Source organism: Bradyrhizobium sp. KB893862 SZCCT0404 (genome assembly GCF_018130885.1).
Lineage (GTDB): Bacteria > Pseudomonadota > Alphaproteobacteria > Rhizobiales > Xanthobacteraceae > Bradyrhizobium > Bradyrhizobium stylosanthis.
In genome coordinates this window covers 657509-669378 of record NZ_JAFCLT010000003.1, presented here as the reverse complement: position 1 = coordinate 669378, position 11870 = coordinate 657509, and the positions used below count along the sequence as shown (strand labels likewise).

Sequence of the window (11870 nt, the reverse complement as noted above, 5' to 3'; positions counted from 1 at the left end):
CCATGAGGGCTTGAGACAAAACAAGGATTCACAAGGGAGGACTAAATGGCCGAACTCGTCGTGCTCTACAAAACGCCAAAAGACGCCGCTGCCTTCGACAAGCACTATGCCGAGACCCACATTCCGCTCGCCAAGAAACTGCCCGGCCTGAAGAACTACGCCGTCAGCACCGGCCCGGTCGGCTCGCCCGCCGGTCCGTCAGGCATTCACCTCGTCGCAATTCTCTCCTTCGACAGCGTGGCCGACATCCAGAAGGCCTTCGGCAGCGACGCGGGCAAGGCGGCCGCGGGCGACGTGCCGAAATTCGCCAGCGGCGGCGCCGACCTCCTGATCTTCGACACCAAGGACGTGTGACGGAGCGATTCAACTTTCGTCGAACGCTTCGTAGCCCGGATGGAGCAAGCCCGTAGCCCGGATGAAGCGCAGCGTAATCCGGGGCCGCTGTTGCTTGTGGCACAATTCCCGGATTTCGCTTCGCTTCATCCGGCCTACACACTGAAACTGCCGTCGTTTGCGCCAACGCTGCAAATCATTCAGTCATGCGTTTGTCGATTCGCACGACGGCGCATGGCTCCGCGCGATCCTGTGACATTGCGTGTGTAGCCATTCAATGAGGGCCGTAATACCATCTCGCAGTTTCCCGACGGAGAGAGTGAGATGATGTTTGGATTGAGCCTGTCTGCGATTACACTGATCCATGTCGTCATCAGCCTGATTGCGATCGTCGCCGGCTTCGTCGTGATGTTCGGCCTGCTCGGCTCGAAGCCGATGCCGGGCCTCACCGCGATCTTCCTGCTGTTCACCATCCTCACCAGCGCCACCGGCTTCCTGTTTCCGTTCAAGGAGCTGCTGCCCTCGCACATCATCGGCATCATCTCGCTGGTGCTGCTTGCGATCGCCTGCTTCGCGCTCTACGGCATGAAACTCGCTGGCGTGTGGCGTCCGGTCTACATCGTGACCGCGATGATCTCGCTCTATTTCAACGTCTTCGTGCTGGTGATCCAGTCGTTCCTGAAGATTCCGGCGCTCGCCGCGCTCGCGCCCGCCGTGGCGCCGGCGCCGCCCTCCGGTCCGGTGTTCGCGGTGGTGCAGGGCATCGTGCTGGTGTTCTTCGTGGTGCTGACGATCGGCGCCTGGCGCCGCTACAAGCCGATGACGTTTGCTTGAACGCACGTTTCCGGTCGATGCGCGGCATCGACCTCGTGATATCGCACGACCATCTCTGGATCACCGGCTCGCATCTTGGCGAGTCCCGGATTGATTTTCACTGAAGGAGCCATTCATGCCCACCATCACCACCAAGGACGGCGTCGAGATTTTCTACAAGGATTGGGGTTCGGGTCAGCCGATCGTGTTCAGCCATGGCTGGCCGCTGTCGTCGGACGACTGGGACGCGCAGATGATGTATTTCGTCACGCGCGGCTATCGCGTCATCGCCCATGACCGCCGTGGCCACGGCCGCTCGTCGCAGGTCGCCGACGGTCACGACATGGATCATTACGCCGACGATCTCGCGGCGGTCACCGCGCATCTCGACCTCAAGAACGCCATCCATGTCGGCCATTCCACCGGCGGCGGCGAAGTCGTGCACTACATCGCCCGTCACGGCGAGAGCCGCGTCGCCAAGGCGGCGATCCTCTCGGCGGTGCCGCCGCTGATGGTGCAGACCGCGGCCAATCCCGGCGGCCTGCCGAAGAGCGTGTTCGACGATCTCCAGAAGCAGCTCGCCGCCAGCCGCACGCAGTTCTATCGCGACCTCGCCTCCGGCCCGTTCTACGGCTTCAACCGTCCCGGCGCCAAGCCGTCGGAAGCGGTGATCCAGAACTGGTGGCGCCAGGGCATGATGGGCGGCGCGAAGGCCCATTACGACGGCATCGTCGCGTTCTCGCAGACCGACTTCACCGAGGACCTGAAGAAGATCAACGTGCCGGTCCTGGTGATGCACGGCGACGACGACCAGATCGTGCCTTACGCCGATTCCGGTCCGCTCTCGGCCAAGCTGCTCAAGAAGGGCACCCTGAAGACCTACAAGGGATTCCCCCACGGCATGCCGACCACGCATGCCGAGACGATCAACGCGGATCTGCTGGCGTTCTTCAAGGAATGATACGGGTGCGGGCCGCGATGCTGTCTTCCCTCTCCCTTTGCGGGAGAGGGTGGCTCGCTGCGTAGCGGCGAGACGGGTGAGGGGTCTCTCTCCGCGAGTCTCTTGCGCTTGAATGCGCTGAAGCAACCCCTCATCCGGCGCTTCGCGCCACCTTCTCCCGCAAGGGGAGAAGGAAGAGCCTCTCACTCCAATATCGCCCGGATCGTATCGAAGGTGCGCTTCACGAACGTCTCCGGCTTCTCGCGCGCACCCTCGCCGATCCAGCTTTCGCCGCCGACGCGCATCGCGCCGGTGGCGATCATCGCGACGAGACGGGCCTTCTGCCGGTCCGTTTTGCGGCCCGAGCGCTGGGCCAGCCCCTCCGCCAGCGCGCGCTCCAGCTTTTCGTATTTGAGCTGGTCGCGGGCGTGCAGCGCCGGGTTGTCGCGCTTGAGCCGCGACATCGCGGCGGCTTCCGCTGGATCGATCCGCTTCACCGCCGCGGCGATCGCGTTCTCGGCGGCGGTCAGCATGGATTCGTCGGCGGGACGCGCGAGGATCTCGGCGACCAGCGCGCTTGCCGCATCCTCCTGCCAGGCCGCGACGACGTCCTCCTTGGACGCGAAATAGTGGAAGAAGCTGCGGCGCGACATCTCCGCCCCGGCCGCGATGTCGTCGATGGTCGTGGCCTCGAAGCCGCGCTCCAGGAACAGCGCCATCGCCGCGCGCTTGAGCCGCTCGCGCGTCTGTTGCTGCTTGCGCTCGCGAAGGCCCGGCGCCGCCGGCGATTTCTCCCCCCGCGTCAATGGCTTGGCGCTTGTCCTGGCAGGCTTCGAAACCTTCAAATTATTTCACCTCTTGCAAATTTGCACTCAGTGCACATTTAGACCCGTCGCGGGCGTTATTCCAGCCCCGAACGGAGACGCGGCATGACCGACTGGAGCACGGCAGACATTTCCTCTCTCAGCGGCAAGACCGCGGTCGTGACCGGTGCCACCGGCGGCCTCGGCTACGAGACGGCATTAGCGCTGGCAGGCGCCGGTGCCATTGTCATACTCACGGGGCGCAACGACGCAAAGGGCCTGCGCGCCATCGAGAGCATCTGCGAGCGGTTTCCCAATGCGTTGATCGCCTATGAGCCTCTCGATCTCGCCAGCCTGTCCTCGGTCGCCGATTTCGCCCGGCGTTTTGCCGCCAGCAACGAGCAGCTCGATCTCCTCGTCAACAATGCCGGCGTGATGGCGCTGCCGAAGCGGCAGCAGACCGAGGATGGTTTCGAGATGCAGCTCGGCACCAACTATCTCGGCCATTACGCGCTGACGGCGCGCCTGCTGCCGCAACTTCGCCGCGCCAGGGCGCCGCGCGTCGTCAACCTCTCCAGCCTCGCGCACCGCTCCGGCGCGATCAATTTCGACGATCTGCAAGCCAGGCATTCCTACCGTCCCTGGCGCGCGTACTGCCAGTCCAAGCTCGCGATGCTGATGTTCAGCCTGGAATTGCAGCGCCGCAGCCTCGCTAGCGGCTGGGGCGTGACGAGCCTCGCCGCGCATCCCGGCTACGCGCGGACCGATCTCATTGCGAACGGGCCGGGCACCAGCTCGTTCCAGTCGCGGGTCGGCCGGTGGCTCCAGCCGCTGATGAGCCATTCCGCGGCCGAGGGCGCGTTGCCGACGCTGTTCGCCGCGACCTCGCCGGCCGCCGAGCCTGGCGGCTATTACGGTCCGCACGGATTCTACGAGTTGAAGGGCCCGCCGGCGCCGGCGAGGATCATGCCGCAGGCGAAGGACTTCGCCGCGGCAGCGATGCTGTGGGATGTCTCGGCAACGCTGACCGGTGTATCGTTCGACGAGATCGCGGTCGCCGCATGAGCCGCGACACTGCTGGGGACGTCGCGATGCGAGTCATCATCTTCGGTGCGACCGGCATGGTCGGGCAGGGCGTCCTGCGCGAGTGCCTGATCGATCCCGGCATCGCGCGCGTGCTCGTGGTCGGCCGCAGCCCGACCGGCGTGCACGCCCCCAAGCTCGCCGAGATCATCCACGACGACTTCCTGAACTATTCGGCGATCGAAGCAGAGCTCACAGGCTACGACGCCTGCTTTTTCTGCCTCGGCGTCTCCTCGATCGGCATGAGCGAGGAGCGCTACCGTCATCTCACCTACGACCTCACGCTCGCGGCTGCGACGACGCTGGCGCGGCTCAATCCGCAGATGACGTTCACCTATGTCACCGGCGCCGGCACCGACTCCACCGAGCAGGGGCCGCGGATGTGGGCGCGGGTCAAGGGCAAGACCGAGAACGACCTGCTCAAGCTGCCGTTCAAGGCGGCCTACATGTTCCGGCCCGGTGCGATCCAGCCGCTGCACGGGGCCCGCTCGAAGACCGCCTGGGTGCAGGCGGTGTATACCGCAACCTCGCCGCTCTGGTCGGTGCTGCGCCGGATTTCGCCCTCCCTCGTCACCTCGACCGAGCAGATGGGCCGCGCCATGATCCATGTCGCCCGGCAGGGGTATCCGCGGAAGGTGCTGGAGATGGCGGATATCAATGGCATCTAGCCGGCCAGGGCGTTAGTTGTGGGGAAATTTCCGCGCCTGCGCGCGTTAAACCCCATCCGCCCTGAAGGAGAAGCGCCGGCGATGTCTCCCCAGCTCAAAATGATCGCGCTCGATGCCGACGATCTCGCCGTCATCTCCACCCATGTCCAGGACGCCCGCGTGCAGGCCGCCGACATCGTCTGGCGGCAGGGGGAAAAGCGGCTGGTGGTCGGCATGAGCCGGCTGGACTGGGAGCAGACGCTGGATGGCACGGCCGAGCCGCGCCGGCTGGTCGCCGCCCTCCGCTTCGACCGCGTGCTCGCCTGCAAATCGCGCAACATCGACCTGGGATCCCCGGAGAAGGTCCTGGACCTCGTCGGCATCGAGTTTCACCCCCAGGACGGCCGCGCCGAGGAGCCCGGCGGCAGCGCCCTGCTGCTGTTCGCCGAAGGCGGCGCCATCCGGCTCGACGTCGAATGCCTGGAATGCGAGCTGACCGATCTCGGGATGGATGATTTGGGGACGGGCCTGGAGACCGAGGGGGAGGGGTGAGGTGGTATGCCAACGCCGCGCATTCCGCCGCCGTCCCGGCGAAAGCCGGGACCCGCCTTCCAAGGGTTGACGGCGGGGGGCCGGCGCGCCATTGAGCAGGGGCCCGGGTGAGCCAATCCGCCCCAAAGACCAGCCGGAAGCCAAGCCAGAAATGCCCGTTCGTCTCGACCGCAGCAGCGCCGATTTTGACCAGCGATTCGCGGCCTTCCTCGCCGCCAAGCGTGAGGTCTCGGCCGACGTGGAGGCCGCCGCGCGCGCCATCGTCGACGATGTGGCGAAGCGCGGCGACGCCGCCCTGCTCGAGGCGACCGCCAAGTTCGATCGCTTGAAGCTGGACGCATCCGGCCTGCGTATCACGGCGGCCGAGATCGAGACGGCCGTGAAGGCCTGCGATGCCGCGACGCTGGATGCACTCAAGCTCGCCCGCGACCGCATCGAGACCTACCACAGCCGCCAGTTGCCAAAGGACGAGCGCTTCACCGATCCGCTCGGCGTCGAGCTCGGCTGGCGCTACACCGCGATCGAATCCGCCGGCCTCTATGTTCCCGGCGGAACCGCGGCCTATCCGTCCTCGGTGCTGATGAATGCGGTGCCGGCAAAGGTCGCCGGCGTCTCGCGCCTCGTGATGGTGGTGCCTTCGCCCGACGGCAAGCTCAATCCGCTGGTGCTGGCGGCCGCGCATCTTGGCGGCGTCACCGAGATCTATCGCGTCGGCGGTGCACAGGCCGTGGCCGCGCTCGCGCACGGCACCGCGACGATCGCGCCGGTCGCCAAGATCGTCGGCCCGGGCAATGCCTATGTCGCCGCCGCAAAGCGGCTGGTGTTCGGCAAGGTCGGCATCGACATGATCGCCGGTCCCTCCGAAGTGCTTGTCATCGCCGACGACACCGGCAATGCCGACTGGATCGCCGCCGATCTCCTGGCGCAGGCCGAGCACGACGCCAGCGCGCAATCGATCCTGATCACCGACTCGGCGCGGCTTGCCGCCGATGTCGAGAAGGCCGTCGAGGCGCAGCTGAAGACGCTGCCGCGCGCGGCGATCGCAGGCACCTCGTGGGCCGATTTCGGCGCCATCATCATGGTGAAGAACCTCGACGACGCCATTCCGCTCGCGGATGCGATCGCGGCCGAGCATCTCGAGATCATGACCGTCGATCCCGACGCGCTCGCCGCCAGGATCCGCAACGCCGGCGCGGTGTTCCTCGGAGGCCATACGCCTGAGGCGATCGGCGACTATGTCGGCGGCTCCAACCACGTGCTGCCGACGGCGCGCTCGGCGCGGTTCTCCTCGGGCCTCTCGGTGCACGACTTCATGAAGCGCACCTCGATCCTGAAATGCGGCCCGGATCAGCTGCGTGCGCTGGGACCTGCCGCGATGACCCTCGGCAAGGCGGAGGGGCTGGATGCCCATTCGCGTTCGATTGGATTGCGCCTCAATCTGTCATGACAAAGCCGCCCGAACAGGACGACTCCAGCAATCGCATCGTCGCGGTCACCCTCGACGAGGACTCGATCGGTCGTTCCGGGCCTGACATCGAGCATGAGCGCGCGATCGCGATCTACGACCTGATCGAGCAGAACCTGTTCGCGCCGGACGGCGCCGACGGGAAGGGGCCGTTCACGCTGCATATCGGCATCACCGGCAGCCGGCTGATGTTCGACATCCGCCGCGAGGACGGCACGCCCGTGGTCGCGCATCTGTTGTCGCTGACGCCGTTCCGGCGGATCGTGAAGGACTATTTCATGATCTGTGACAGCTACTACCAGGCGATCCGCACCGCGACGCCGGACAAGATCGAGGCCATCGACATGGGCCGCCGCGGCATCCATGACGAGGGATCGCGTACGCTCCAGGAGCGGCTGAAGGGCAAGGTGCGGGTCGATTTCGAGACCTCGCGCCGGCTGTTCACGCTCATCACTGTTCTGCATTGGAAAGGCTAATCGCGGATGGCTGCGCCCCCACGCGCAAGCAATCCGCAGTCGGTGCTGTTCGCTTGCGCGATGAACAGCGTGCGCTCGCCGATGGCCGAGAGCCTGCTGCAGCACATGTTTCCGCAGGGCCTCTATGTGAAGTCCGCCGGCGCCAGGAAGGGCGAACTCGATCCGTTCGCGATCGCCATCATGGCCGAGCTCGGCCAGGACATCTCCACCCACAAGCCGCAGACCTTCGAGGAGCTGGAGGACTGGGAGGGGCTGAACTTCGATCTCATCATCACGCTCTCGCCCGAGGCGCATCACAAGGCGCTGGAGCTGACGCGCACGCTCGCCGCCGACGTCGAGTACTGGCCGACACACGATCCCACCACGATCGAGGGCAGCCGCGACCAGAAGCTCGCCGCCTACCGCGAGGTCTGCGACCAGCTGCTGATGCGCATCCGCCGCCGGTTTGCCAAGGTCGGCGCGGCGAGCGGGTAGCATGAGGCGGGCGTAACACCCGCGTCACAGATCGAGGGCACAGCCATGTCGGAAACCTCGAATCAGCAAAGTCCGGGTTCCCGGGTTGTGAAATCAGCCCCCTTCCGATAGGTTCCGCGCGCAATTCACCCCCTGCCTCATCCCCAAATCACCTGATGCTCGGCCGCCCCAAATTCGTACTCGCCTCCGGTTCGCCGCGACGCCTGTCGCTGCTTAACCAGGCCGGCATCGAGCCGGACGCGCTCCGGCCGGCCGACGTCGACGAGACGCCGAAGCGGGGCGAGCTGCCGCGCGCCTGCGCCAACCGCCTCGCGCGGGCCAAGGCCGATGCGGCGCTCAAATCGGTGCAGCTCGACGACGAGCTGCGCGGCTCCTTCATCCTGTCCGCCGACACGGTGGTGGCGGTCGGCCGCCGCATCCTGCCCAAGGCCAACCTCGTGGACGAGGCCGCGCAGTGCCTGCGGCTGCTGTCGGGGCGCAATCATCGCGTCTACACCGCGATCTGCCTGGTCACGCCGCGCGAGGCCTTCCGCCAGCGCCTGGTCGAGACCCGTGTCCGTTTCAAGCGCCTCTCGGAGGACGACATCCAGGCCTATATCGGCTCCGGCGAATGGCGCGGCAAAGCCGGCGGCTACGCGGTGCAGGGCATCGCCGGCTCGTTCGTGGTGAAGATGGTCGGGTCCTACACCAACGTCGTCGGCCTGCCGCTGTACGAGACCACGACGCTGCTCGGCGGCGAGGGCTTTCCGACCCGCTTCGGCTGGCTCAACTCCACCGCGGTGTGAGCGCCAGGGCCGCGCCGACAAAAACTTCGAAAACAACCCCATGCACAGTAGAATGGCCCGGCCAGGCCCACGCGGCGCCGCATGTGCCGCCGTTGCGGGAACCCCTTCGTCGAGAGGCGCTTGAACGTGCTCACTGTGTAAAGCTGCGCGACACTCATGGACGACCAGGTCAACAGGCCCGCCGGGCCGCTCAAAACCTGCCCGATCTGCGGCAAGCCGCAGGCGCAGGCCACCCGCCCGTTCTGCTCCTCGCGCTGCCGCGACGTCGATCTGAACCGCTGGCTGAAGGGCGGCTACGTCATCCCCGGCCGCGACGACGAAGTCGATGATGTCGAATAATTGAATAATATCAATTGCTTGAGCGGGCGCTCGACCCGCCCCGGCCAGCCGGCCCCAGCTTGTACACAGCTGGGGCGCGCCCGGCGAAACCTCTTGGCAAAGCTGGGTGGACAGGCAGCCCCGAGCCCACTATAAACCGCCCGCTCGATGGGCTTTGGCCCCTCTCTTGGAGCACGCCCAGGTAGCTCAGTTGGTAGAGCATGCGACTGAAAATCGCAGTGTCGGTGGTTCGATTCCGCCCCTGGGCACCATCCTTCCCTTAAGCATCAGCTCTTGATCCGCCGGCTCGCGCCGACGACCAAGCACGGCACGCTGTGCCGCCGGTCCCGGGGCCAGATCGCGCCCACCCCCTTTGGCACTCCGCTTGCTCAGTCACAGCCAAAGTCGGGCTCCGGCAGGGAGGCCCGTTTCAGGTTGAGGCAAGTGATGCAGGAAGTGTCCCGTTCTGGTGCTGCCGGTGAGCCCCGGCTCGATGGTCTGATCGCCGATTTGTGGTGGCGTGTTCGGCTGCTCAACGCCGACATTCTGGAGGAAGAGGCCAAAGCGGGAGTGTTCGACGCGCAGCAGCCGGACTATCCGCTGCTGGCGCTGAACCTTCGCGCGCGGCGTGACAATCTGGTCTCGACGCTCGGCGTGCTCGAGCGGCGTGCGAGATCGGAGTCCGAAGCCGCCTGAGCCTCCGGTCCCTCGGTCAGCGACTTCGCCTCCTGACCGGATCGCTCTGGTGCCGGCCCCCCCTACTTGATGGCGCTTGCCGCGGTGGCGGCCGTCTGGAGTGCGCTCGCAACGTCCTTGGCGATGGGCGCCAGCGGCGTTGCGATCAGGCCGGTGACCAGGAAGAAGACCAGGTTCTCCTGCGTGATGCCCCAGATCGACATGCCGGCAATTTCGCTCAGCACGACTGATGTCACCATGGCGAGGGTCTTCGCGGCATTGCGATATTTCTGGTCGCCGCGCTCATAGGCCTCGTCGATCACCGCCGTGAGCACGGATTCGAACTGCGCGAGAGCACTGGTGTCTGCGGCCGCAGCCTCTCCTCCGTCGGCTTTCTTCTGCACCGCGGATTGCAACGCGTCGGCATCGACGGCCGCGACATTGGCGAGCGCCGCCGCATTGGCCTGCGACAGGGCGAGCTGGATGAGCGATTTGGCCTTGGCCTTCTGGTCGGGCTTTGCCGCGCCGTTCAGCCAGTCGCCTTTCAGCGTCCGCAGGATCGCGTACTTGCCGAAGGGCGCCGGGTTCGAGGCGATCGCGTTCAGGAACGGGGCGAGCCCGTCTTCGATGTGGCCGAACCCGATATTGGACGGCCCGCCGCGAAACATCTTTGTCGTGTCGACCAATCCCATGGACGCGCCGCCAAGCGCGCCGATGGCCGTGACGAGATTCGCGAGGTTCGACACGCCGCCGGTGAGCAGCGCATGGATGACGCTCGTCGTGGGTTGGATGACGTCCATTTCTTCCTCCAGGTCGACCGGTGGTCCGGCATCAGGCCATGAGCGAATTGGCCTTGTGCAGCCGGTCGGCGATCTCAGCGGTTTGATTGGCCGGAACTTCAACGAAACGCACGAAGGCGGTCACGGCTTGCTCGAGGTCCGTCGCCTTGACGAAGCTGGGGACCTTCTTGCAGACGCCGATGATGATGGCGGTGTTCTTCTCGGCATCGAGCAGGTCGCCCACCGCGTGGCCAACGCCGAGGCCGCTTCTCATGTTGAGCTGAAACAGCCCCATGCTGTCCTCTTTCGACGTGTGGGTTTGCTGGCCGGGATCGAGACTCGACTCCCGCCACGCGTTGGCGACCGCCGTGATCTGATGGAGGCGGCTGAAGCCGGCATCGGCAAAGGCCTTGATGATGATCTTGGCCGCATTCTGCTGCTGGGCGTTGAAGTGGCTGAGATTGATGTTGCCGACGGCAGCAGGCCCGTCGGGAGGCCCTGCCACGTCCAGCCAGCGGATAGCCGCGACGCGCGAGCGCGCATAGGTACTCTCCTTCACCGCATCCGACTGGTTGCCGCCCAGCAGCGTGATGGTGTTCGCGTCGCCCTTGACGTAGAGGGCGACGTGACCGGAGACGTCGTGATTTTCCGTGGGCGCCAGCACCACGACCGCGCCCGGCGGCGTGTTGGTGCCGTTGATCGGCAGCGGATCGCCCCAGCTCTTCCAAGACGCGGCCAGTGCCGGATTGGTTTTCGGCACGCTGGCGGCGGCGACCGGATCGCCCGAGGTCTTCATGCAGAACGAGACGAAGGCCGCGCACCAGGGGGTCTTCGACGTATTGGTGTCGAAGTTGATCGACTTGAAATATTTGAGGATCTCGGCGTCGCTGTTTCCGACGCCCTCCTTGATGTTCTTGCTTTGCTCTTGCCGGGCAATATCGAACCACGGCGCCTTGCCGGAGCCGACGACCGCGACGATCGTTTCCGGCGCGTTCTTGTTGATGAGATCGAAGGCGTCCTTCAGCCCCTGCGCCAGCCGCGTGCTGACGCCGTTGACGAAATCCGCAACCGTCTTCGCGCCGGCGTCATTGGTGCCCGTGAGGCCAGGGCGCGCCTTGAACAGGGCCGCGATCTGGTCGTCGGCGAGGCCGGCCTTGGTCTTGAGGAAATCATTGAGCTTGCTGGCGCCGTCGGACCCGGCCGTCGCTGCTGTGGCCGCTGGATCCTGGCCCTTATCCGCCGGCGTTGCAGCCGCCGCGGCGAGCGCGATCGCGACTTTCGGGCTGACAGTCAGATAGGCGAGGAAGATTTCCAGATAGCTCGGCAGCGGCGGCTCGGCGTCGCTGCCCTGACCTGCGGCCCGCTTCGCGACGGTAATCGCCTTGGCGTCCGTGAACATCGTGAATGCTGCGCACCAGGTCTGGGCAAGGTAGTCGTCCGGGCTTACTTTCTCAAATCCGACGGACAACTCGCCGCCGTTGTCGAGAAACCTTCGCCATTCGGCGGTGGTGACTTGGAGCGATCCGACGGCATCTGTCCCGGGGATCTTGTTGCCGGCGTTGACAAGCTTTTGACCGACGTCCTCGCTTTCGAAAATCGCACGCGCAATCACGTAGTCGGCCGAGACGAACCAGGGCGCTGTCTGCTGTAGCGCGTTCACGGCGCGCTCCACGACGATGCATTCGCGAACAAAAGCCGTCTCGTCCAAAGTGTCGCGATCTTTCACG

General features: G+C 65.6%; 15 protein-coding genes and 1 tRNA gene. 13 read left to right on the top strand and 3 right to left on the bottom strand.

Annotated features, from left to right (window positions below):
* The first annotated feature begins 45 nt into the window (after positions 1 to 45).
* The 3 genes from JQ617_RS17170 (at position 46) to JQ617_RS17160 (ending at position 2107) form a co-directional block, all read left to right on the top strand.
* The gene (locus JQ617_RS17170; RefSeq protein WP_212027315.1) at positions 46 to 354 is read left to right on the top strand and encodes an EthD family reductase; all 309 of its coding nucleotides are present in this window, start codon (positions 46 to 48) and stop codon (positions 352 to 354) included.
* Positions 355 to 657: 303 nt separating this feature from the next.
* A complete protein-coding gene (locus tag JQ617_RS17165) occupies positions 658 to 1167 on the top strand; it encodes a hypothetical protein (protein ID WP_212027314.1) in 510 nt (169 codons plus the stop codon).
* 115 nt (positions 1168 to 1282) lie between these two features.
* Positions 1283 to 2107 carry an alpha/beta fold hydrolase gene (locus tag JQ617_RS17160; protein WP_212027313.1) on the top strand — a complete coding sequence of 275 codons (825 nt, stop codon included), beginning with the start codon at positions 1283 to 1285 and terminating at the stop codon, positions 2105 to 2107.
* A gap of 182 nt (positions 2108 to 2289) precedes the next feature.
* Here the strand turns inward: JQ617_RS17160 and JQ617_RS17155 are convergent, their stop codons facing one another.
* Positions 2290 to 2931, bottom strand: a complete 642-nt coding sequence (locus JQ617_RS17155; RefSeq protein WP_212027312.1) for a TetR/AcrR family transcriptional regulator — start codon at positions 2929 to 2931, stop codon at positions 2290 to 2292.
* 84 nt (positions 2932 to 3015) lie between these two features.
* Here JQ617_RS17155 and JQ617_RS17150 point away from each other — a divergent pair, with 84 nt between their 5' ends.
* From JQ617_RS17150 to JQ617_RS17105, 10 genes are all read left to right on the top strand, one after another.
* Positions 3016 to 3954, top strand: a complete 939-nt coding sequence (locus tag JQ617_RS17150; protein ID WP_212027311.1) for an SDR family oxidoreductase — start codon at positions 3016 to 3018, stop codon at positions 3952 to 3954.
* Positions 3955 to 3980: 26 nt separating this feature from the next.
* Positions 3981 to 4640 (top strand): NAD-dependent epimerase/dehydratase family protein, encoded by a 660-nt coding sequence (locus JQ617_RS17145; protein WP_212027310.1) that lies wholly within the window; start codon positions 3981 to 3983, stop codon positions 4638 to 4640.
* Between the two features lie 81 nt (positions 4641 to 4721).
* Complete coding sequence (locus JQ617_RS17140; protein ID WP_212027309.1) at positions 4722 to 5171, top strand: DUF2948 family protein; 450 nt, start codon at positions 4722 to 4724, stop codon at positions 5169 to 5171.
* Positions 5172 to 5322: 151 nt separating this feature from the next.
* Positions 5323 to 6618 carry a histidinol dehydrogenase gene (hisD, locus tag JQ617_RS17135; protein ID WP_212027308.1) on the top strand — a complete coding sequence of 432 codons (1296 nt, stop codon included), beginning with the start codon at positions 5323 to 5325 and terminating at the stop codon, positions 6616 to 6618.
* Positions 6615 to 7112, top strand: coding sequence for a UPF0262 family protein (locus tag JQ617_RS17130; protein ID WP_063693493.1), 498 nt, complete (start codon positions 6615 to 6617; stop codon positions 7110 to 7112). The genes hisD and JQ617_RS17130 overlap by 4 nt, the downstream gene beginning before the upstream one ends.
* Before the next feature lie 6 nt (positions 7113 to 7118).
* A complete protein-coding gene (locus JQ617_RS17125) occupies positions 7119 to 7586 on the top strand; it encodes an arsenate-mycothiol transferase ArsC (RefSeq protein WP_212027307.1) in 468 nt (155 codons plus the stop codon).
* 155 nt (positions 7587 to 7741) lie between these two features.
* Complete coding sequence (locus tag JQ617_RS17120; RefSeq protein WP_063693500.1) at positions 7742 to 8371, top strand: Maf-like protein; 630 nt, start codon at positions 7742 to 7744, stop codon at positions 8369 to 8371.
* Between the two features lie 156 nt (positions 8372 to 8527).
* Positions 8528 to 8710, top strand: coding sequence for a DNA gyrase inhibitor YacG (gene yacG / locus JQ617_RS17115; protein WP_063693503.1), 183 nt, complete (start codon positions 8528 to 8530; stop codon positions 8708 to 8710).
* Between the two features lie 175 nt (positions 8711 to 8885).
* Positions 8886 to 8961 (top strand) — tRNA-Phe (locus JQ617_RS17110).
* Between the two features lie 175 nt (positions 8962 to 9136).
* Positions 9137 to 9385: a hypothetical protein gene (locus tag JQ617_RS17105; protein ID WP_063693523.1), complete on the top strand. Its 249-nt coding sequence runs from the start codon at positions 9137 to 9139 to the stop codon at positions 9383 to 9385.
* Between the two features lie 62 nt (positions 9386 to 9447).
* Here JQ617_RS17105 and JQ617_RS17100 read toward each other — a convergent pair whose 3' ends face one another.
* Positions 9448 to 10164 carry a hypothetical protein gene (locus tag JQ617_RS17100; RefSeq protein WP_212027306.1) on the bottom strand — a complete coding sequence of 239 codons (717 nt, stop codon included), beginning with the start codon at positions 10162 to 10164 and terminating at the stop codon, positions 9448 to 9450.
* Positions 10165 to 10195: 31 nt separating this feature from the next.
* Positions 10196 to 11869 (bottom strand): TIGR02594 family protein, encoded by a 1674-nt coding sequence (locus JQ617_RS17095; RefSeq protein ID WP_212027305.1) that lies wholly within the window; start codon positions 11867 to 11869, stop codon positions 10196 to 10198.
* Between the last annotated feature and the right edge of the window lies 1 nt (position 11870).

Excerpts from the sequence above, each read along its gene's own strand:
- yacG (WP_063693503.1), top strand. The coding sequence starts at position 8,528 with ATGGACGACCAGGTCAACAGGCCCGCCGGGCCGCTCAAAACCTGCCCG.
- JQ617_RS17130 (WP_063693493.1), top strand. The coding sequence starts at position 6,615 with ATGACAAAGCCGCCCGAACAGGACGACTCCAGCAATCGCATCGTCGCG.
- JQ617_RS17165 (WP_212027314.1), top strand. The coding sequence starts at position 658 with ATGATGTTTGGATTGAGCCTGTCTGCGATTACACTGATCCATGTCGTC.
- JQ617_RS17125 (WP_212027307.1), top strand. The coding sequence starts at position 7,119 with ATGGCTGCGCCCCCACGCGCAAGCAATCCGCAGTCGGTGCTGTTCGCT.
- JQ617_RS17140 (WP_212027309.1), top strand. The coding sequence starts at position 4,722 with ATGTCTCCCCAGCTCAAAATGATCGCGCTCGATGCCGACGATCTCGCC.
- JQ617_RS17105 (WP_063693523.1), top strand. The coding sequence starts at position 9,137 with ATGCAGGAAGTGTCCCGTTCTGGTGCTGCCGGTGAGCCCCGGCTCGAT.
- JQ617_RS17100 (WP_212027306.1), bottom strand. The coding sequence starts at position 10,164 with ATGGACGTCATCCAACCCACGACGAGCGTCATCCATGCGCTGCTCACC.
- JQ617_RS17170 (WP_212027315.1), top strand. The coding sequence starts at position 46 with ATGGCCGAACTCGTCGTGCTCTACAAAACGCCAAAAGACGCCGCTGCC.
- JQ617_RS17145 (WP_212027310.1), top strand. The coding sequence starts at position 3,981 with ATGCGAGTCATCATCTTCGGTGCGACCGGCATGGTCGGGCAGGGCGTC.
- hisD (WP_212027308.1), top strand. The coding sequence starts at position 5,323 with ATGCCCGTTCGTCTCGACCGCAGCAGCGCCGATTTTGACCAGCGATTC.
- JQ617_RS17160 (WP_212027313.1), top strand. The coding sequence starts at position 1,283 with ATGCCCACCATCACCACCAAGGACGGCGTCGAGATTTTCTACAAGGAT.
- JQ617_RS17150 (WP_212027311.1), top strand. The coding sequence starts at position 3,016 with ATGACCGACTGGAGCACGGCAGACATTTCCTCTCTCAGCGGCAAGACC.
- JQ617_RS17120 (WP_063693500.1), top strand. The coding sequence starts at position 7,742 with ATGCTCGGCCGCCCCAAATTCGTACTCGCCTCCGGTTCGCCGCGACGC.